This is a genomic window from Mycobacterium sp. UM_Kg27, assembly GCF_000972905.1.
GTDB lineage: Bacteria > Actinomycetota > Actinomycetes > Mycobacteriales > Mycobacteriaceae > Mycobacterium.
The window spans coordinates 1-19,645 of sequence record NZ_JRMM01000080.1; the positions used below are offsets into that span (position 1 = coordinate 1).

The following is a 19,645-nucleotide window of genomic DNA, read 5'->3' on the forward strand; positions in this document are numbered from 1 at the left end:
ATGTGTATAAGAGACAGGCTCATGGGCCGGTCGGGCCACGATCGGGCGCCGCATCGGGACGGGCTGTGGCGCGGGCTGTTCGATGACCGGCTCCGGCGGTGGCACCTGCATCGATGCGATGAAGTCGTTGATGGCGTTGATCAGCAACGGCAGCACGATCGGGATCCGAACTGGAATCGTCACGATGAACAGGAGCGTTGACCAGAACACGATGTTCCAGAAGATGAACCAGAACCAGCGGTTGGCTTCCTCGATCGGATCCGTCGGCTCGTCGTCGTTGTTACCGGTTCCGTTGTCGGCGGCCAGGATCGGCGGCGCGGGGTCCGCGACGGGCAGCGACGCCAGGGCAGCGCCGGACGTCGCCTCGTAGGTCGCCATGACGGTGGCCGCCTGCACCCACATGCGGGCGTAGTCGGCCTCGTTGAGTGCGATCGGGATGGTGTTGATGCCAAAGAAGTTCGTGGCGGTCAGCACGCCGTGAATGGTGTGGTTGAGCGCCAGCTCTGCCATGGTCGGCATGGCGGCCAGGGCGGTGTTGTAGGCGGCGGCGACGACTTCGTGTTCGGTGCCGGTGCGGGCGCTGTCGATGCTGGCGCGCGTCAGCCACTGCAGGTAGGGCACGTGCGCCGTGGTGTAGCTGGCGGCGCTCCGGCCGTGCCAGGCCGCTGACCCGACGGCGCCCAGCACGGCGATCAGTTCAGCGGCCGCGGCAGAATATTCGCTGCTCAGCGCCGACCAGGCACCGGCGGAGGCCAGCAGGGCACCGGGGCCGGGCCCGCTGCTCAACAACGCGGAATGCACCTCCGGGGGAGATGCGATCCAACTACCGTTCACGCCGACACCAATTTCTACGAGCGAAACTGTAAATAATGTCAAGATAGCATTGCCTAAGCTAACTTCGACGGCGTTGCGGGTGATGAGAACGGCGGCGGACAGGCGCTGTGCGCCGGCGATAACCTGGGGTATGAGTCCCAAAACCACGTTCCGGGTCGCCCGTGTGTATGACGAACCCCGTGCCGAGGATGGTGAACGGATCCTTGTCGATCGGCTGTGGCCGCGGGGCTTCCGCAAGGACGACCCGCGGGTGGGGCACTGGTACAAAGACGCCGCGCCGTCGAACGAACTGCGCCATTGGTACAACCATCAGCCCGAGCGTTTCGACCAGTTCGTCAGCCGCTACGAAGACGAACTGCAGACCGCGAAGGGGGCCGCCGGGTTCGCCGGCCTGCGCGCTCTGGCCCGCGGCAAGAAGACTGTCACCCTGGTGACGGCGAGCCGGGACGTGGAGGGAAGTCACGCGGAGGTGTTGGCCAAGCTGTTGGCCCGACAGTGAACTAGCTGCGCCCCGCGGTGGTGATCGCCATCCCAATCGGAATGCTCACCACCAATGCCGCCAGGAAAAGCCGGTAGGCGAGCAGGGCCCAACCCCGACGCGTGCTGCGCCGAACCCGGTAGAGCCACCAGGCCAGCACGATGAACAGCAGCCCAGAACCCGCATAGAACACCGCGACGTGGTCGGTGACGACGCCGACCACGATGGCGGCGCCGGACAGGTTGAACGCCGCGGCACCCAGCGTTGCTTCGCGAGGTGACGGCGAGGTGGCCGGCAGCAGTGCTTGGCCGGATCCGATCACCAGTTGGCCGGCCCCGAGTACCAGAACCAGGTAGGCCACCGCCCAGACCCCGTGACGGGTGGGCGCCGGGGCCGCGATGGCGGCGGCTATCGCGCCACCGACCACGATCGCGGTGGCGCCGGCTACCGCGAACGGTTTGAACGCGCCCCACTGCTCCCACAGCTGCACCGGAATCGGCCGCTGCGACGGGTGATCGGGGCGCGCGTCGACGGCATCGTTCATGATCAAGCCTCCCGAGTCAGAGATTACCGAGGCTGTCTAAAGTTATCGGGTGACCTCAGACTCTCCGGCCGCTCGACCGCGGCTGCAGCGGGAGATCTGGGTACTGCTCGTCGCGAACTTCTTGATCGCGCTTGGCTACGGACTGGTATCCCCGGTACTGCCGGTCTATGCGCGCCATTTCGGGGTGAGCATCTCCGCGACTACATTCCTCATCACCGCGTTCGCGCTGACACGATTGCTCTTCGCGCCGGTCAGCGGACTGCTCATTCAACGGCTGGGCGAGCGCTGGGTGTACGTGGCGGGCCTGTTGATCGTCTCGGTGTCGACCACGGCCTGTGCCTTCGTGCAGAACTACGGCCAGTTGCTGTTCTTCCGTGCGCTCGGCGGCGTCGGATCGACGATGTTCTTCATCGCCGCGGTGGGCCTGATGATCCGGATCAGCCCGGAGGACGCTCGCGGCCGAGTCGCGGGGTTGTTTGCCACTGCGTTCCTGCTGGGCACGGTGGGCGGACCGGTGTTGGGCAGTCTGACGGCAGGTTTCGGCCTCAGCGCGCCGTTCTTGTTCTACGGTTCGGTGTTGATCGTGACGGCCACCGGCGTCTTCGTCAGCCTGCGCCACTCACATCTGGCCGAAGCGGCCGAATCGGAGGGGCCGACGGTGTCGGTGCGGACGGCGCTGGGCAATCGCGCGTACCGCTCAGCGTTGTTGGCGAACTTCGCCACCGGCTGGTCGGTCTTCGGTCTGCGGGTCGCGTTGGTGCCGTTGTTCGTCACCGAAGTCCTGGGCCGCGGTGCCGCCTTCGCCGGCCTGACGCTGGCGGTGGTAGGGGTCGGCAACGTCTGCGCGGTACTGCCCAGCGGTCAGCTCTCCGACCGGATCGGTCGCAAGGGGCTGCTGATCGCCGGGCTGGCCGCGTCGGGCGTAACGACAGTCTTGCTGGGCGCGAGCGCATCGCTGGTGGTGTTCTTGGTGGTGGCGTATCTGACCGGGGTGGCATCGGGTATCTACGGGTCGCCGCAGCAAGCCGTCATCTCCGACTTGGTCGGCAACCAGGCCCGGGCGGGCACGGCGGTGGCGACCTATCAGATGATGGCTGATTTCGGGTCGATCGTGGGTTCGTTTGTGGTCGGCCAGATCGCCGAGCGGATGTCCTTCGAGTGGGGTTTTGCGGTCAGCGGTGCGGTGTTGCTGGTGGCGGCGCTCACGTGGCTGTGGGCACCGGAGACCAGGGACAGCGACCCGATCGGCGGGCTGGCCGACGCGACCTGGCTAGGCTCGGTTGATGGTGACACTGGACCGGCTGGTCAACGTGGTGGGCAGCTACGGGGTTCGGCTGAGGTTCTGCTCCATCCCGAGGACGACGCGGCTGAGCAGTGTCGTGATGCACGAGGTGACCGGTGAGCGCGTCGTTGTCGGCGACGTCCTGTTGGCGGTCGGCGCCCGCTCGGTAAAGGAGGCGGTGCGCTGGGCGGTGGCCGCCAAGGCCGTCGCGGTTCTGGTGCGCGACGTCGACGACAAGACCTCGTTCGTGGGCGAGGGTGAGTCGCTTGCCGTGCTGGTGGTGGACGCAGCGGTGTCCTGGAGCGAGTTGGCCGCGGTGGTCTACGGACTGGTGCTCGAAGGTCGTGAGACCGAGTCGGGCCGTGGGCCAACGGATCTTTTCGCTGTGGCCGACAGTCTCGCCGAAGCGGTGGGCGGTGCGGTCACCATCGAGGATCAGCTGGGCAGGGTGCTGGCCTACTCGCGTGGACAGCGGCACGCCGACCCGGCGCGGTCGGCGACAATCCTGAACCGGCAGGAGTCCGAGCCGCTTCGCGAGTTGTTCGAAAAGCAAGGCGTATTAGCGCATTTGGATATCAAGGACGAGCCGCTGTTCGTCGCGGCCGATCCCGAGTACGGCTTGACCGGCCGCATGGTGGTGGCGGTGCGTGCCGGCCGGGAGACGCTGGGCGCGGTATGGGTGGCCTGCCCGGGCCCGTTGAAAGGTGACCAGCTGACCGCACTGGGCGACGGTGCTCGCACGGTGGCATTGCACGTGCTGCGGTCACGGGCCAGTGCTGATCTGGAGCGGCAAGTCGAATCCGACTGGGTAACCAGACTTTTGGATGAGCAGACGGAGCCGGACGATGCTGTCGCCCTGGTCGCCAGGCTGGGCCTGCCGCAGGCTTCGTTGCGGGTGATCGCCGTGCACACCCGGATCGCCACGCAACCGCACGCCGGGCTGCTGCTGGCTTTCGAGGCCGTCACCACGGGCTTCGGGTGGTCACGCCCAGGTCGCAGCGCCCTGGCCGCCAACACTGTCTACACCTTGCTGCCCGCTGCGGACGCCGCCGCGGCTCGGCAGTGGCTGCGAGTCCTGGCCGGCGCCCTGCCACCGCACGCCAGCGTGTGGGCCGGGATCAGTGCGGTCGCCACGGTCACCGAGCTGGCCGCCGCGCGCCGCGAGGCCGAGGAATGCCTCACGCTGCACGAAGCCGGCCCGCCCGGGAGCGTTCCGCCGGCCTACGACGAGTCCTGGGACGAGGTCGTGCTGCGCCGGCTGCACACCGCGGCGCGAGCCGGGCGGGTGCCCACCCGCGGGCCGGTCGCAGAGCTACGTCACCACGACGCGGCCCACCACACGCCCTATGTGTCCACGCTGCGCGCTTGGCTCGACGCCCAAGGCGACTTGGCCCGGGCCGCTGAGCAGCTGGGCGTGCACGAGAACACAGTCCGCTACCGGCTGCGCAAGATGGCCGAGGTGACGCCACTGGGGTTGGAGGATCCGCGGACCCGATTCGCGGCGATGATCGAGCTCGCGGCGGGTGACATGTCGGAACTCGACAAACAGTGACGCTGCTGTTGTGCGATTCGGTTAAACCGGGTGTCTGAGGACAGTCGCATCATGGAGTGATGGGTGCACCCGACCGAATCGACGGCGCACCACGATCGGTGATCGTGGTGGGCGCCGGCGTCGTCGGGTTGTCCACCGCCTGGTTTCTGCAGGAGCGCGGTGTTGAAGTCACCGTGGTCGACCGTGTCGGGGTGGCGGCCGGATCCTCGTGGGGCAACGCCGGCTGGATCTCCCCCGCACTGGCGATTCCGCTTAACGAACCCGCCAACCTGCGTTTCGGGCTGCGGTCCCTGCTGAGCCGGTCCGCACCGCTGCAGGTGCCACTCAACGCCGGCCCGGCACTGTGGGCGTTCTTGGCGCGCTTCGCGGCGAACAGTCGTCCCGCGGCCTGGCGCCGCGCAGTGCAGGCCAACGCGCCTCTGAGCGCGGAATGCATTGAGGCCTATGACGTTCTGCTCGCCAACGGGGTAGACGCCCCGGTCACCGATGCGCCCATCACCGCGATCTTCCGTACCTCGGCTGACGCCGAGCGACTGCTCGACGAGTTGCGCCGGTTCTCCGAGGCCGGCCAGCCGGTGTTCGGCACCGAACTGACCGGTGCCGCACTGGCCGAGCGGGTGCCGCTGGCGTCCTCGGCGGTCGCTGCCGGGGTGCAGATCGACGGCCAGCGCTTCCTCGACCCCGGCCGGTTCGTGACCGCGCTGGGGCGCACGGTGGTGCAGCGCGGCGCCGTCCTGCATGTTCTCGACGTCGCCGACGTGTCGCCCCGCGGTGATGGGGTGGCCGTGACCAGCAGCGACGGCACCACTTTGACAGCCGATGCGGCGGTGATAGCCAGCGGTGCCTGGCTGTCGCGGCTGGCAGCGCGCTGGGTCCGCGTGCCGGTGCGGGCCGGGCGGGGCTACTCCTTCTCCGTGCCGGTCGACGGGCCGGTCACCGGGCCGATCTACCTGCCCGATGCCCGGGTGGCCTGCACGCCGTTGAATGCCAGGCTTCGGGTCGCCGGAACCATGGAGTTCGGCGACCCCGACGCCCCGGTCGTCCCGGCCCGCGTCGAAGCCATCGTCGCCGCCACCCGCCCCCTGCTCGACGGTGTCCGCTGGGATGAGCGCTCCGACGTGTGGGTGGGTCCCCGCCCGGTCAGCCCCGACGGGCGGCCCCTGGTGGGGGAGGTGTGTTCGCGCACCGTTTACGTCGCCGGTGGGCATGGCATGTGGGGCATGACGCACGGTCCGGTGACGGGCCGATTGTTGGCCGAGCAGATCACCACCGGCAAACAGTCCGCCGTGCTGCGTGAACTCGATCCCTTGCGCTGACCCGCTCGGGTCGGTGAATTTTTCGAACCAAGTGCTGTTGTGAAGGAGAACTGTCGATGACTGATACGAACGGTGTCTGGATGACCCAGCAGGCCAAGGACCGGCTGCTGGCGGAGCTGGCGGAACTGTCTGCACCGCAGGATGTTTCGGGCGGTGAAGATATCAATGATCAAAAGGCTCGCCAAGCTCGTATCCACCAGATACACGACCTGCTGGCGGTCGCGGTCGTCGGAGAGGACCCGCCGGACGACGGGGTCGCCGAGCCCGGCATGGTGCTCACCGTGCGCTACAGCGACGGAGACACCGAGACCTTCCTGCTCGGGGTGCGCGATGACGACCAGAGCGGGTTGGAGGTCTACTCGCCGCAGTCGCCGCTGGGCATGGCGATCACCGGAGCCCGGCCGGGAGAGGAGCGCAGTTACCAGGTGCCCAGCGGGGCCAACGTGACGGTGACGCTGCTCGACGCGGTGCCCTACGGACTGCATCAGACCCAGCATCCGGCCTGAACGCAGGCCAACTGAGTAGCTGTTTTGAACCTTGGTGCGGCTGTGGTGTAGCTTCGATGAGCACGACAACGCGGGGCTATGGCGCAGCTGGTAGCGCACCACACTGGCAGTGTGGGGGTCAGGGGTTCGAGTCCCCTTAGCTCCACTCATTTCGATGGGTGTCCGGTTCACTCTGTGCTGATCGCGCAGAATGGGGACCGGATCGCCTGGTGAACATAGAGTCACAAAGCCTGATCCGCATCGTTACGCTAACGAGTCAATTGGTCGGCGCGGTAACTTACAAGCCTGTGATACGGTTCTTTTGCAGTCAGAAGATTGCGTGTCCGGGGGGGCTGGTTACTAATCATCGGAGTTTACGTGAAGAGCCTCGGGAGACTCGGTAAAGCGATATTCGCCGGTATCGGCTTTTATGCAAGCGGGTTGATTCTCAGCGGTCAGGCGGGCGCTGTTCCCGTCGTGCACCTGCCCCTTGGGGGGCCGGTGTGTGCGGGTGGCGTGGTCGCTCTCTCCTCCGCCGAGGGGGCGGCGCCTGGTGCCGCGCCGGTTGCCGCGCCGGCCGACGCGACATTGGCGGCTGCGGCCGGGGTGCCTTGTGGGCCAGCTGCGGCTGACCTGACCACTCTTGCTGGTCCTGTGCCGATGGGGTTGCCTGGACCGGTGGCTCCGATCCCGATCGCCCCGATTCCGGTGGTCCCCGGATTGCCACCGCCCGTACCGCTGGTGGCGCCGGGGCCGGCCGGAGCCGCTGCGGCGAGTCCGATTGCGGGATTGATGACAGACGCCATCAGCGCCCCGATCGGTCTGGCCGGCGGCACTAAATAGCACGTGCCAGAAAAGGGTCCGCGAACATTGTGTTCGCGGACCTTTTCTGTTGCGGCGGCATTGCGAAATCGTGCGACGATAATTTATTTGTAGAACCGTTATTTCAATGCGACTGGACTGTTACGAAAGGCTGTTATTCGAAACGGTGTGAACGGTGCGATTACGGTTTCACCAGCCGACGTGGCGTACCGGCGCAGTAAGCGGCGATGTCATCGACGATATCGCGATAAAACACGTTCATGCAGTTCTCGGTCACGTAGCCCAGGTGCGGGGTCAGCACGGTGTTGTCCAGCGTGGTCAGCGGGTGCCCGGCCGGCAGCGGCTCCTGGTCGTAGACGTCGAGGCCCGCCCCCCGGATCCGGTGGGTGCGCAGTGCGTCGATCAGTGCCGCCTCATCGATCAACCCGCCGCGTGAGGTGTTGACCAGGATCGCGCTGGATTTCATCGCCGCCAGCTCGTCGCGGCCGACGAGGCCGCGGGTCGTCTCGGAGAGCACCATGTGGATCGATACCACGTCGGCGCTCTCGAACAGACGGCGCCGGTCCACCAACTGCGCCTGCGCCTCGGCGGCCCGCGCTGGGGTCAGGTGTGGGCTCCACGCCGTCACCCGCATGCCGTAGGCGTGGCCCACCGATGCGACCAGCCGGCCGATGCGGCCCAGCCCCACCAGTCCCAGCGTCGCACCGGCCAGATCAGCGCCGACGGTCAGCTGCCACCGCCCGGCCCGCAGCGCCGCGTCCTCGACGAGCAGATGACGTTGCAGGGCGTGGATCAACGCCCAGGTGAGTTCGACAGTCGGCGTGATGGCGCCGCCCGTCCCACACACCGTGATGCCGAGCCGGTGGGCCGCGGCCACGTCGATGGCGGCGTTGAACGGCCCGGTGGTGACCAGCAACTTCAACGCCGGCAGCCGGGACAGCAGATCGGCGCCGATCGGCGTGCGTTCGCGCATCGCCACCACCACCTCGCAGTCGGCTAGGTGGGCCACCAGTTCGTCACCGGGAGCGTGGTGTTCGCGGATCGCCCGCAGATCCACGGGCCGGGGGATGGGCGACCAGTCCACCGTGTCGGCGATGCCCTGGTAGTCATCGAGTACCGCGATACGCAGGGGTGACGTGGAGGCGGCCACCTTCAGAACGCGTCCGGGTTGTGCTGGACCGCCTCGGGAACCGGATGTTGATAGAGGCGAGAGGCGTTCTCCCAGGTCAACTTCCGGATTACGTCGGGTGGCAGGGTGCCGATCTCCTCGTGGATCACCCGCTGGGTGTTCGGCCATGTCGAGTCGCAGTGCGGGTAGTCGGCTTCCAGCAGGATGTGGTCGGTCCCGATGCGCTCGTGCTGGCAGAACGACGACTGATCCTCGACCGCGCAGAACCAGAAGTTGCGCTGCAGCACCTCGGCGGGGGAGAGCTTCTCGCCCAGCGCCTTCCACGTTCCGTACATGTCGTGGTAGCTCAGCATGTGGTCGAGACGGTCCAACAACCCTGCGACCCAGCCGATCCCGCCCTCGGACAGACAGATCTTCAATTCGGGGAAGCGGCTGGGCAACCCGGAGTACAGCCAGTCGACCGCCGCGGAGATGGCGTAGGCGAAGAACAGGACGCCCGCCACGTCGGGCGGCGCGTCATCGGTGGTCGACGGCGAGGTACCCGACGAACCGATGTGCAGATTGATCACGGTGCCGGTTTCCGCGCAGGCGGCGATCATCGGATCCCAATGCCCGGAGTGAATGGTCGGCAGCCCCAACATGGCCGGATTCTCGCTGAAGGTGACGGCGCGAAAGCCTCGTTCGGCGTTCTCGTAGATCATGGCAGCGCCGACCTCGGGATCCAGCAGCCAGGGCAGCTGACAGCCGATGATGCGGGCGGGGTAGGAGCCGGCCCACACCTCATGGTGCCAGTCGTTCCATGCCCGCACCGAGGCCAGCGCCAGGTCCCGGTCGCCGGTGGTCAACTGCAGGCGCTGGCCGGCGAACCCGGGTAGGAAGGAGGGAAAGTTCAGTGAGGCGTAGACGCCGTTGAGGTCCATGTCCTTGATGCGTGCGTGAATATCCCAGGCGCCGCGGCGCATCTCGTCGAATCTGGCCGGCTCGAAGCCGTACTCCGACACCGGACGCCCCACGACGGCGTTGAACCCGACGTTGGGCAGCGATTGGCCGTCATACATCCAGGTCTGGCCGCCGGTGTCGGTCTCGACCACCCGCGGCGCCCGGTCTGCCAGCTTGCGCGGCACTCGGCCGAGGAAGGTGTCCGGCGGTTCGACGATGTGGTCGTCCACTGAGATCACCGTGTAGCGCCGTTGTGCGCGTGGCGGTTCGGGCAGGAAGGTCACGGTGCGTTCCGCCCCGGCCTTGGCGGTGGTGAAGCTCAGGTCAGAGCTGAGCTCGTCGATCGATTTCACCCATGAACCTCGTTTTCGGGCCAGGCGATCGCAAGCGCGGTGGAGTCGGGCGAAGCCGGTCGCCGTGGGGGCTCAGTCGAGCACATGCCGGTCGGCCTTGATGGTCATGCGGGCCGCGCCGGCCCAGTACACGTCGGCGGCGCGTTCGATCAACGACGCCTGCATCCCGGCCATGTCGGATCGCTTCATCGGCGTGGGCGTCCGGCCGGTCAACATGACGTGATAGGCCAGCTTGCACACCCGCTCGATGGTGGCCGACCGGTAGACCGCCTCTGCCAGGGTCCGTCCGGTGGCGATCACTCCGTGCGAAGCCAGGATCGCCAGGTTCGCGTTGCCGATGCGCTCGGCCAGATCCCGGGCCCGCGAAACGGTGTCCACCTCGCCGTCGTAGTCCTCGACGAAGCACAGGTCATCGAGGAACAGCGAGCCGGTCTGGTGGACCAGGTCGGGCAGCGTCTGCAGCGACGCCAACAGGCTCACGTAGTAGGGGTGGTTGTGGACCACCACACGTGCGTCGGGGCGGGAGCGGTGCAGTTCGGTGTGGATATGAATGGCGGGCGTGACATCCCAGCGGCCCGTGAGGATTCCGCCGTTCTCATCGACGGTGCAGATGTCGGAGGCGGTGAGTTCGGCCCACCACAGGCCCCACGGATTGACCAGCATGTCGGTCTGGCCAGGGGGCTGCCAGGTGATGTGGCCGGCCAGGTTCTCGGCGAAGCCGATATCGGCGAGATGGCGAAACGCGATGGCCAGCGCCTGGGCGTTGCTCAGCTCGACGCCGATCGGCGGAACCACCGACGGCGACCAGACCGCCGAGCCGCCGGGACGGGCGCACTCGAGGTCGACGGACTCCGTCATGGACAAATCATATGGAAATAAGGGGCCCCGTCAACGGAGTCGGTAAGTTCCTCAGAACTGCGGGTCCCCGGCGCTGGGAAGCCCCCGGGGCCGGACCATGGCGGGATCGACGATCCCGGAGCGACCGGGGTAGTGCTGGGCGTGCAGCAGGTGTGCTGCGGCGAGGTCTCGGGCGCGCTGGGCATCGCCGACATCGATGGCGTCGATCACCTGACGGTGGTCCTCCAAGACGGCGCGCCGCTCGGGAACGGGCACCGTTGAATGGTCGGTGACCTGGCTGGACCAGCTTTGCTCGTGAGCCGACCACAGGGCTTCGAGCGCGCCCGCCATGACGAGCATGGTGGCATTGCCGCAGTGGGTGACCAGGGCTTCGTGGTAGCGGCGGCTGGCAGAGGTGGCCTTCTGCAGGTCGTCGACCGCGGCCACCGATTCCTCGTGCAACCGGCGCAGAATGGGCACCACCGTGCTCTTGCGGTCCGGCCGCCCCGCGCACAGTGCCGCGCAGGCCGGTTCGACCTGGAGGAGCGCGGTCCCGACGTCGGCGAGAGTGACCTGTTGCGATCCCAATACCAGGCCCATGGTGTAGGCGACATTTGCTGGAGTGGGTCGATGGATCACCGCGCCGCCCCGTTTGCCGCGGCGCACGGTGAGCAGTCCCTCGGCTTCGAGGATGCGCATGGCCTCGCGCAGAGACGGCTTGCTGATGGCGAACTCGACCAGGAGTTCGTCCTCTTTGGGGAGTACGTGATCGTCGGTCAGCTCGCCGGCCAGGATGCGCCGGCGAAGCTCGTCGGCGACCTGTTCGGCGAGCCGCCGGAAGCGAACGGTGGGAGCTGCCACGCGTCGAGTGTGCCAGACCAAGCCCCTGTCCCGGCTTGCTCGAATCGCTCACTTCCAAATGATTCGTGGCATACGATCGCGCTGCGAGAAGGGGACCATGGCGTGCAGCACTGGACTGTCGGCGACGTTGACATCCATGCGGTCCTGCAGGCGGTCATACCGATCCCACCTTCCGTGTTGTTCACGGCGGCATCCGAGCGTTTCCTAGAAGGTTCGCTGGCGGACTACTGCGACGCCGCGGGCAACATCTTGATGGCGATCCAGTCCTATCTGATCGCGGCTGAGTCATCGTGCGTGCTGGTCGACACCTGCTTCGCCGAAAGCTTCCTGCGGACCCGCAACATTGCGGACCTCTTCGAGGACTCGCTGGCGGCTACCGGATTCGCTCCCGGCGACATCACCGCGGTGGTGTGCACGCATCTGCACCGCGACCACGCCGGTGGCAACACCGTGGAGCAGGGTGGGCAGTGGGTGCCGAGATTCGCCGGTGCCGACTACCTGGTGACCGCGGCCGAGCACGCGCACTGGAGCGCATGCACCGGTGAGGACCGGGTGGCGCCGGAATGCGTTGCGCCGCTGGCGCAGCACGGCAAGCTTCGGCTGGTCGGGCCGGATCATCAGCTGACCGAGACGGTCCGGCTCGTCGCCACCGCGGGCCACACCCCTGGTCACGTGTCGGTGCGCATCGAATCCGCCGGAGCGGTGGCCTACATCAGCGGCGACGTCGTGCACCATCCGGTCCAGATCGGCGACCCCGAGATCGGTGCCCGGCCCGACGCCGACCCGAGTGCCGCACGCGCCAGCCGGCTGGACCTGCTGCGCCGCGTCGCCGACGAGCGGGCGCTGCTGCTCGGATCGCATTTCGCTGCCCCGTCGGGCGGCTACATCAACAGCACCGGGGAGCGTTTGGCGTGGCAACCGCTGGTAGAGCGAGAGGGAGCACGATGACCGAGACACAGCACCTGCTGCCGGAGGGGTTCGACTTCACCGACCCCGCCCTCATCGGCGAGCGGATCCCGCACGAGGAATTCGCCCTGCTGCGCAAAACACGGCCGATCTGGTGGAACGCACAACCCTTCGGCGCGTCCGGCTACCCGGATGAGGGCTACTGGGTCGTGACCAAGCACGCCGACGTACGGGCGGTCTCGTTGCAGGACGAGGTGTTCTCCTCGCACGAGAACACCTCGCTTATCCGGACGAACACCACCAACAATCAAGAACTCCACGACGCCAGCCGCGACAACATCATGCTGTTTCTCGACGGGCCCAAGCACGCCAAGCTGCGCCGGATCGTCTCCCGGGGTTTCACGCCCCGAGTGGTGGCCGGCATGCGAGATTCGCTTGACCGCCAAGCCAGAGAGATCGTCACCGCCGCCGCCGAGCACAACACCGGTGACTTCGTCACCGAGGTGGCCTCGCAGCTGCCGTTGGCGACCATCTGCGAGTTGATCGGTGTCCCCGCAGACGAGCGCCAGCAGGTCTTCGACTGGAGCAACCGGCTGGTGGGCGGGGGCAACGGTGAACCGGAAGCCGGAGCCGACGGAATCCAAGCCTCCGCCGAACTGTTGGGCTATGCCTATCAGATGGCCGAAGACCGCAAGGCGCACCCGCGCGACGACATCGCGACGGCCCTGGTGACCGCGACCATCGACGGTGAGGAGCTGACTGCGCTGGAATTCGGCTACTACGTGATGATGTTGATGGTGGCCGGCAACGAGACCACCCGCAATGCCACCTCGCAGGGGATGCTGGCGTTTTTCGACCACCCCGATCAGTGGCGGTTGTTCGTCGAGGAACGCCCCACCACCATGGCCGAAGAAGTGGTGCGCTGGGCGACGCCGATCATCTCCTTCCAGCGCACGGCGTTACGCGACGTCGAACTCGGCGGAGTGCAGATCCGCAAAGGCCAGCGGGTCGGCATGTTCTACGGCTCGGCCAACTACGACGACGAGGTATTCGACGACCCGTTCAGGTTCGACATCCGGCGAAGCCCCAACCCGCACTTGGGTTTCGGTGCCCCGGGAGCGCACTACTGCATAGGGGCCAATCTCGCCCGGATGCAGATCAACCTGATCTTCGGTGCGCTGGCAGACATCATTCCCGACATCCACCAGCTGGATCGCCCGTCACGGTCGGTGCTGCCCTGGATCAACGGTATCGACGCCATGCCAGTGGAATTCGGCAGCGCTGGGACGTCCTAGCGGACGCCCAGCGGCCCGCGTCACTCCTTGATGATCACCGGGTCGCCGATGTTGACCCGGTCGAAGTACCACTCCGCATCGGTGGGGCTCAGGCCGACACAGCCGTGGCTGACGTTCTCCAGGCCCAGGGAGCGCAGCGCCCAGGGTGCGGCGTGGATGTAGAGCCCGCGTCGGGTGATGCGTACCGCCTGTTCGACCTCGAAGCGGTAGCCCTCTGCGGAGTCGATCGGGATCCCCACGCTGCTGGAGTCCATCAGGACCTTGCGGTCCTTGCCCAGCACGGTGTAGTTACCCGTCGGCGTCTCGTATTCGGTCTTGCCCATGGTGGCGGGCATGACGCCGTCTTCGCCCCAGTGCGGGCGGTGGTGCGGCGTGGGCAACGGGCCGGCCTCGTCGCCGTCAACCGTCACGGTAAAGGTGTGCGCGGAGATGCTGGCGACGCCGACAACCTTTGCGCCCGTGCTGAAATCGACAGAGAGCTTGCCCACCGACAGTGCCACCGCACTGTGTGCCGGCCAGTAGTGGTCGGGGACCCACTGCACTTCGGTGTCGTCGACCCAGTCGAACGTTCCGGTCATCGGCGGGTTGGACCGCACCGCGATGGTGCGCTCGGCGGCCCGGCGGTCGATCACCGGTGCGGAGAAGGTCACCACGACCGGGTGCGCCACGCCGACGACAGCACCCGACGCCGGCTGGATCGATGCGATCCCCGCGCCGGGCGGCTGGCTGGCCGCGGCCGAACTTGTTCCGGGCGGCGTCACGAGCGTTGTGACCGCGACCCCGATCACCACCATTGCTGAGCGCACCGATGTCCACATCGTCGGCATACCTTCCCGATCTTCCTACCTTGGGCTGTTGCCGTTGATGGTAGGGAGATTCGCGTCGATAAGCCGCTCGTACATGCCCACGAGTCGGTCAAGGCTTCATTAAGGTTTGGACACGGCCCGGCGCCGCTGTCAACAGCAGCGCGCCCCCGGATCGCCGTCGTGACGGTGCCGCCAGTAGTCGCGCTCGGAGAGCACCGGTTCGCCGGGATGAGCGCGGCGGCGGTACTCCAGGTAGCGGTGGTAGTGGTTGTCGCCCAACAGTGATGCCCAGTACCAGCCGATGTGGCGAGCGGCGCGCGCTAACCCGTGCAGCGGGCGTCCCATTGCGCCTGCACCTTTCGTTCGGCCGCCGTGGGGGTCAGCCCGGCAGGCGCGAATCGCTTCGACGGCACCGGTGGCGGCTCGGAGGTCGACGCTGTTCCGCGAACGGCCCGAATCGACACCATGATTCCGGCCACCACCACCACCGCCACCACCGAGGCGAACACGATCGACAAGGTGCCCTGGATGAAAGTGTTGCGGACGACATCGTGCAGCTGCGCCGCGTTGGCCGCAGATCCGAACGACGTCTCGCCGGCCCGTTCGGCGGCCCGATAGGCGAAGTGCTGCGTCCAGTAGCCCACCCGAGGATCGCCCGAGAAGATCTTCTGCCACGAGGCCGTCATGGTGACGGCCAGATCCCACAGCAGCGGAATGCCCGGAATCAGCGCCCATTTCAGGCCTGATTTCCCCTGTCCCTTCTTGATCACGATCACCGTCACCACGGTCAGCGCGATCGCGGCCAGCAACTGGTTGGCGATACCGAACAGCGGGAAAAGGGTGTTGATTCCGCCGAGCGGATCGGTGACGCCCATCAACAGGATCGAACCCCACCCGGCGACCACGGCCAGACTGCAAACCCACGCCCCGATCCGCCAACTCGGGTTGGACAGCCGGCGCAGCGGTCCGCCCAGGTTGCTCAACGCGTCGCCGAGCATGAATCGGGCCACCCGGGTGCCGGCGTCCACGGTGGTCAGGATGAACAGCGCCTCGAACATGATCGCGAAGTGGTACCAGAAGGCCTTCAGGCCCGGTCCGCCGAACACCCGCCCCAACACATCGGCCATGCCCAGCGCCAGGGTGGGGGCCCCGCCGGTACGCGACACGATCGACTGTTCGCCGACCGACGTGGCGGCCTCGGTGATCTGGTCGGCGGTCGCCGGGGACCCGCCGAGCCCGAGCCCGTTGACGTAAGCGGCGGCGCTCTCGGCGCTACCGCCGGTCGCGGCGACCGGGGCGTTGAGGGTGAAGAACAGGTGCTGGTCCAGAATCGACGCGGTGATCAGCGCCATCACCGCCACGAAAGACTCGGTGAGCATGCCCCCGTAGCCGATCAGGCGCATCTGGCTCTCTTTTTCGAGCAGTTTCGGGGTGGTACCCGAGGCGATCAGCGAATGGAATCCCGACAGCGCGCCACAGGCGATCGTGATGAACAGGAACGGGAACAGCGACCCCGCGAACACCGGTCCTTCGCCGGTGCGGGCGAACTCCGAGACGGCAGGCGCCGCCATCAGCGGCCGGGCGATCAGGATGCCGACGGCCAGCAGGATGATGGTGCCGACCTTCATGAACGTGGACAGGTAGTCACGCGGCGCCAGCAGCAGCCACACCGGCAGCACCGAGGCGGCGAAGCCGTAGCCGATGATGCACCAGGACAACGTCACCGGGGACAGCGTGAACCATGCGACACCCCAAGAGGTTTCGGCAACCCACTTGCCCGATGCGACGGCACCCAGCAGAGCCACGATGCCGATCAGGGACACCTCGGACACCCGGCCCGGCCGCAAGAATCGCAGGTAGAACCCCATGAACAGGGCGATCGGAATGGTCATCGCGATGGAGAACACGCCCCAAGGACTGACCGCCAACGCCCGCACCACGATCAGCGCAAGCACCGCGATCAGGATCACCATGATGACCAGCACGCCGATGATCGCGGCCGCACCGCCGACGACGCCCAGTTCCTCGCGGGCCATCTGTCCCAAGGAGCGGCCCCGTCGGCGCACCGAGCACCACAACACCAGGTAGTCCTGTACACAACCGGCCACCACCGCGCCGATGATGATCCAGATGGTCCCCGGCAGGTAGCCCATCTGAGTGGCCAGCACCGGGCCGACCAGCGGACCTGCGCCGGCGATCGCCGCGAAGTGGTGGCCGAACAGCACCCGCCGATCGGTCGGCAGATAGTCGGTACCGTCCTCGAAGATCTCCGCCGGCGTGGCGTGGTCATCGCGGGGGCGCACGATCTTGCGCTCGATAAACCTTGCGTAGAAACGAAATCCGATGGTGTAGGTGCAGACCGCGGCGATCACGAACCACACCGCGTTCACCGACTCGCCGCGGGCGAACGCGATCGACGCCCACGCCACCGCCCCCGCGACCGCAAGCGCACCGAACACGACCTTGTGCCGTGCGGAGATCGGCGAGCGATCGATGATGGCCACTGCGGGCAGCTCGGGGTCGGTGTGCACATAGGTCACCGGTCCGTCGTGTCGCTCGACTACCTCTGTCGCCGTCGGTGCGGCCACAAGTACCTCCTCGGGGGCCTTCTCCGATGCCCGAGGGGCAGCGGTTTCCGAGCGGAACGATAACTTGTCCTAGATTCTCAACTACTAGATTTCCAGTAACGGCGGCGAAGGGGTCTGCATGGATATCAACGGTAAGAAGGTCATCATCGTCGGCGGGGCCTCTGGGATGGGCCGCGCCACCGCGGAGCTGCTGGCCGCCGGCGGGGCAGATGTCGCGGTGCTCGACCGGGAAGGCTCGGAGGGCAAGCAAGTCGCAGACGGCTTCGGCGGTGCCTTCTATCCGGTGGACATCACCGACTTCGACGCCACCGAGAAGACTCTGGCCGCGGCGGTCGAGGGCCTGGGCGGGCTGCACGTCATCGTCACCACGGCCGGCGGGGGTATCGCCAAACGCACTTTGAGCAAGTCCGGCCCGCACGACCTGGAGTCCTTCCGTGCGGTGATCGACCTGAACCTGATCGCCACGTTCAACATCAACCGGCTGGCCGCCGCGCACATGAGCACCAACGAGCCCGAAGACGAAGAACGCGGTGTCATCATCAACACGGCGTCGATCGCGGCCTTCGAGGGCCAGATCGGCCAGGTCGCCTACACCGCCGCCAAGGCGGGTGTGGCCGGTATGGCCCTGACCATGGCTCGCGACCTCGGTTCGGTGGGCATCCGGGCGTTGGCGATCGCGCCGAGCCTGTTCGCCACCGGCCTGACCAAGGGCATTCCCGAGGAGTTCGCCAGTGCCTTGACCCGCGACGCTGCGTTCCCCAAGCGCCTGGGCCGGCCCGAGGAGTTCGCCAAGTTGGTTGCCGCTGTCGTCGACAACCCGATGCTCAACGGACAATGCCTGCGGCTCGACGCCGGGCAGCGGTTCGCCCCCAAGTAAACGAAAGCCAGGAGATTCCCCATGGGCATTGGATTGACCGACGACCACCGCGAACTTGCCGAGGTGGCCCGCGGATTCTTGACCGCACAGAAGGCCCGCTCGGAGGCCCGTGCGCTGCTGGACGCCGCCGAGGAGACTCGGCCCCCGTTCTGGACCGAACTGGCGTCCCTGGGCTGGCTGGGCCTGCATATCGGCGAGGAGCACGGCGGCTCCGGTTTCGGCCTGCCCGAGTTGGTGGTGGTGATCGAGGAGCTGGGCCGCGCAGTGGCCCCGGGTCCGTTCGTTCCGACCGTCATCGCCTCCGCGGTGATCGCCGCGGCCGGCACCCCCGAGCAGCAGGCCCGCCTGCTGCCCGGCCTAATCGACGGTTCGGTCACCGCCGGAGTGGGCCTGGCCGGCGACATCGTCCTGGACGGCGGTGTGGCCTCCGGTGACGCCGGGGTGGTGCTGGGCGCGGGCCTGGCCGATCTGCTGCTGGTGGCCGCCGGCGAGGACGTCCTGGTGCTCGAGCGCGACCGTGCCGGGGTCAACGTCGACGTGCCCGGCAACCTCGACCCCACCCGCCGGTCCGGGCGCGTGACGCTGACCGGTGTCGGAGTCAGCGCCGACGACGTCCTGGCCGGAGGGCGTGAGTCCGCGCTGGCGCGCGCCCGGGTGCTGCTGGCCGCCGAAGCAGTCGGCGGTGCGGCCGATTGCACCGATTCGGCGGTCGAGTACGCCAAGGTGCGCGAACAGTTCGGCCGCACCATCGCCACCTTCCAGGCCATCAAGCACCACTGCGCCAACATGCTGGTCGCTGCCGAGTCGGCGGTCGCCGCGGTCTGGGACGCCGCCCGGGCTGACGGAGAGGACGAGTACGCCTTCCGGTTGGCCGCCGCGGTGGCCGCCACGCTGGCCTTCCCCGCCTACGTGCGCAACGCCGAGCTCAACATCCAGGTGCACGGCGGTATCGGCTACACCTGGGAGCACGACGCCCACCTGCAGCTGCGCCGGGCCTTGACGGTGCAGGCGCTGTTCGGCGGCGACGCGCCGGCGCTGGCGGTCTTCGAGAGCGCCGCGGCCGGCATCACCCGGGCCAACAGCCTGGACCTGCCGCCCGAGGCAGAGGAGTTGCGCACCCGAATCCATGCCGACGCGGCCGAGATCGCGGAGTTGGGCGCCGAAGACCAGCTGGACAAGCTGATCGCGACCGGCTATGTCATGCCGCACTGGCCCAAGCCGTGGGGCCGGGCCGCCGACGCCGTCGAGCAGTTGGTGATCGAGCAGGAGTTCAGCGCCGCGGGCATCCAACGGCCCGACTACTCGATCACCGGCTGGGTGATCCTGACGCTCATTCAGCAGGGCACCGACTGGCAGATCGAGCGCTTCGTGGAGAAGGCGCTGCGCCAGGAGGAGATCTGGTGCCAGCTGTTCTCCGAACCCGCCGCCGGTTCGGATGCCGCCGCGGTCAAGACCAAGGCAACCCGGGTCGAGGGTGGCTGGAAGATCAACGGCCAGAAGGTGTGGACCTCCGGTGCGCATCTGTGCCGGCGTGGCCTGGCCACGGTGCGCACCGACTTCGACGTCCCCAAGCACGCCGGTATCACCATGGTGATCATCGACATGAAGGCGCCCGGCGTCGAAGTGCGGCCGCTGCGCCAGATCACCGGCGGCTCGGAGTTCAACGAGGTGTTCTTCAACGATGTGTTCGTTCCCGACGAGGACGTCGTCGGGGAGGTCAACGACTGTCTCTTATACACAT

19 protein-coding genes and 1 tRNA gene are annotated in these 19,645 nt (G+C 67.3%); 11 read left to right on the forward strand and 9 right to left on the reverse strand.

The features are described 5' to 3' along the window. Positions 1–834, reverse strand: an 834-nt coding sequence (locus LI94_RS13460; protein ID WP_152664824.1) for a PPE family protein, incomplete at its 3' end; no start/stop codon positions are given. A 130-nt stretch (positions 835–964) separates the two neighbouring features. Between LI94_RS13460 and LI94_RS13465 the strand changes: the two genes are divergently transcribed. Further along, on the forward strand, positions 965–1,333 hold the full coding sequence (locus LI94_RS13465; protein WP_024440277.1) for a DUF488 family protein: 369 nt from the start codon (positions 965–967) through the stop codon (positions 1,331–1,333). 1 nt (position 1,334) lies between these two features. Here the strand turns inward: LI94_RS13465 and LI94_RS13470 are convergent, their stop codons facing one another. Continuing rightward, positions 1,335–1,856: a hypothetical protein gene (locus LI94_RS13470; protein ID WP_052739940.1), complete on the reverse strand. Its 522-nt coding sequence runs from the start codon at positions 1,854–1,856 to the stop codon at positions 1,335–1,337. 49 nt (positions 1,857–1,905) lie between these two features. On the opposite strand from LI94_RS13470, the gene LI94_RS13475 reads away from it, so the two are divergent. The 6 genes from LI94_RS13475 (at position 1,906) to LI94_RS23845 (ending at position 7,334) form a co-directional block, all read left to right on the forward strand. Beyond that, positions 1,906–3,258 (forward strand): MFS transporter, encoded by a 1,353-nt coding sequence (locus LI94_RS13475; protein WP_024440275.1) that lies wholly within the window; start codon positions 1,906–1,908, stop codon positions 3,256–3,258. After that, the gene (locus LI94_RS13480; RefSeq protein ID WP_024440274.1) at positions 3,140–4,690 is read left to right on the forward strand and encodes a helix-turn-helix domain-containing protein; all 1,551 of its coding nucleotides are present in this window, start codon (positions 3,140–3,142) and stop codon (positions 4,688–4,690) included. Before LI94_RS13475 ends, LI94_RS13480 begins: the two co-directional genes overlap by 119 nt. Before the next feature lie 59 nt (positions 4,691–4,749). Beyond that, positions 4,750–6,006 (forward strand): FAD-dependent oxidoreductase, encoded by a 1,257-nt coding sequence (locus LI94_RS13485; protein ID WP_024440273.1) that lies wholly within the window; start codon positions 4,750–4,752, stop codon positions 6,004–6,006. A gap of 56 nt (positions 6,007–6,062) precedes the next feature. After that, positions 6,063–6,512 (forward strand): GreA/GreB family elongation factor, encoded by a 450-nt coding sequence (locus tag LI94_RS13490; RefSeq protein WP_046301487.1) that lies wholly within the window; start codon positions 6,063–6,065, stop codon positions 6,510–6,512. 72 nt (positions 6,513–6,584) lie between these two features. Next, a tRNA-Ala gene (locus LI94_RS13495) sits at positions 6,585–6,657 on the forward strand. Positions 6,658–7,169: 512 nt separating this feature from the next. After that, a complete protein-coding gene (locus LI94_RS23845; protein ID WP_164517865.1) occupies positions 7,170–7,334 on the forward strand; it encodes a hypothetical protein in 165 nt (54 codons plus the stop codon). 160 nt (positions 7,335–7,494) lie between these two features. On the opposite strand, the gene LI94_RS13500 is transcribed toward LI94_RS23845, so the two are convergent. From LI94_RS13500 to LI94_RS13515, 4 genes are all read right to left on the reverse strand, one after another. Further along, a complete protein-coding gene (locus tag LI94_RS13500; RefSeq protein WP_204368857.1) occupies positions 7,495–8,463 on the reverse strand; it encodes a D-2-hydroxyacid dehydrogenase family protein in 969 nt (322 codons plus the stop codon). A gap of 2 nt (positions 8,464–8,465) precedes the next feature. Then, positions 8,466–9,734: an amidohydrolase family protein gene (locus tag LI94_RS13505; RefSeq protein WP_024440270.1), complete on the reverse strand. Its 1,269-nt coding sequence runs from the start codon at positions 9,732–9,734 to the stop codon at positions 8,466–8,468. 72 nt (positions 9,735–9,806) lie between these two features. Continuing rightward, on the reverse strand, positions 9,807–10,592 hold the full coding sequence (locus LI94_RS13510; protein ID WP_046301488.1) for a class II aldolase/adducin family protein: 786 nt from the start codon (positions 10,590–10,592) through the stop codon (positions 9,807–9,809). Between the two features lie 51 nt (positions 10,593–10,643). Next, a complete protein-coding gene (locus tag LI94_RS13515; RefSeq protein ID WP_024440268.1) occupies positions 10,644–11,432 on the reverse strand; it encodes a GntR family transcriptional regulator in 789 nt (262 codons plus the stop codon). A 102-nt stretch (positions 11,433–11,534) separates the two neighbouring features. Between LI94_RS13515 and LI94_RS13520 the strand changes: the two genes are divergently transcribed. Beyond that, positions 11,535–12,380 (forward strand): MBL fold metallo-hydrolase, encoded by an 846-nt coding sequence (locus LI94_RS13520; protein ID WP_024440267.1) that lies wholly within the window; start codon positions 11,535–11,537, stop codon positions 12,378–12,380. Continuing rightward, a complete protein-coding gene (locus tag LI94_RS13525) occupies positions 12,377–13,633 on the forward strand; it encodes a cytochrome P450 (RefSeq protein WP_024440266.1) in 1,257 nt (418 codons plus the stop codon). Before LI94_RS13520 ends, LI94_RS13525 begins: the two co-directional genes overlap by 4 nt. Before the next feature lie 20 nt (positions 13,634–13,653). Here the strand turns inward: LI94_RS13525 and LI94_RS13530 are convergent, their stop codons facing one another. From LI94_RS13530 to LI94_RS13540, 3 genes are all read right to left on the reverse strand, one after another. Continuing rightward, on the reverse strand, positions 13,654–14,451 hold the full coding sequence (locus LI94_RS13530) for a L,D-transpeptidase (protein ID WP_024440265.1): 798 nt from the start codon (positions 14,449–14,451) through the stop codon (positions 13,654–13,656). A gap of 138 nt (positions 14,452–14,589) precedes the next feature. Further along, positions 14,590–14,784 carry a YbdD/YjiX family protein gene (locus tag LI94_RS13535; protein WP_024440264.1) on the reverse strand — a complete coding sequence of 65 codons (195 nt, stop codon included), beginning with the start codon at positions 14,782–14,784 and terminating at the stop codon, positions 14,590–14,592. Continuing rightward, positions 14,760–17,027 carry a carbon starvation CstA family protein gene (locus tag LI94_RS13540; RefSeq protein ID WP_046301489.1) on the reverse strand — a complete coding sequence of 756 codons (2,268 nt, stop codon included), beginning with the start codon at positions 17,025–17,027 and terminating at the stop codon, positions 14,760–14,762. Before LI94_RS13540 ends, LI94_RS13535 begins: the two co-directional genes overlap by 25 nt. Before the next feature lie 118 nt (positions 17,028–17,145). On the opposite strand from LI94_RS13540, the gene LI94_RS13545 reads away from it, so the two are divergent. Further along, on the forward strand, positions 17,146–17,904 hold the full coding sequence (locus LI94_RS13545) for an SDR family NAD(P)-dependent oxidoreductase (protein WP_024440262.1): 759 nt from the start codon (positions 17,146–17,148) through the stop codon (positions 17,902–17,904). Between the two features lie 21 nt (positions 17,905–17,925). Beyond that, positions 17,926–19,645, forward strand: a 1,720-nt coding sequence (locus LI94_RS13550; protein ID WP_046301490.1) for an acyl-CoA dehydrogenase, incomplete at its 3' end; no start/stop codon positions are given.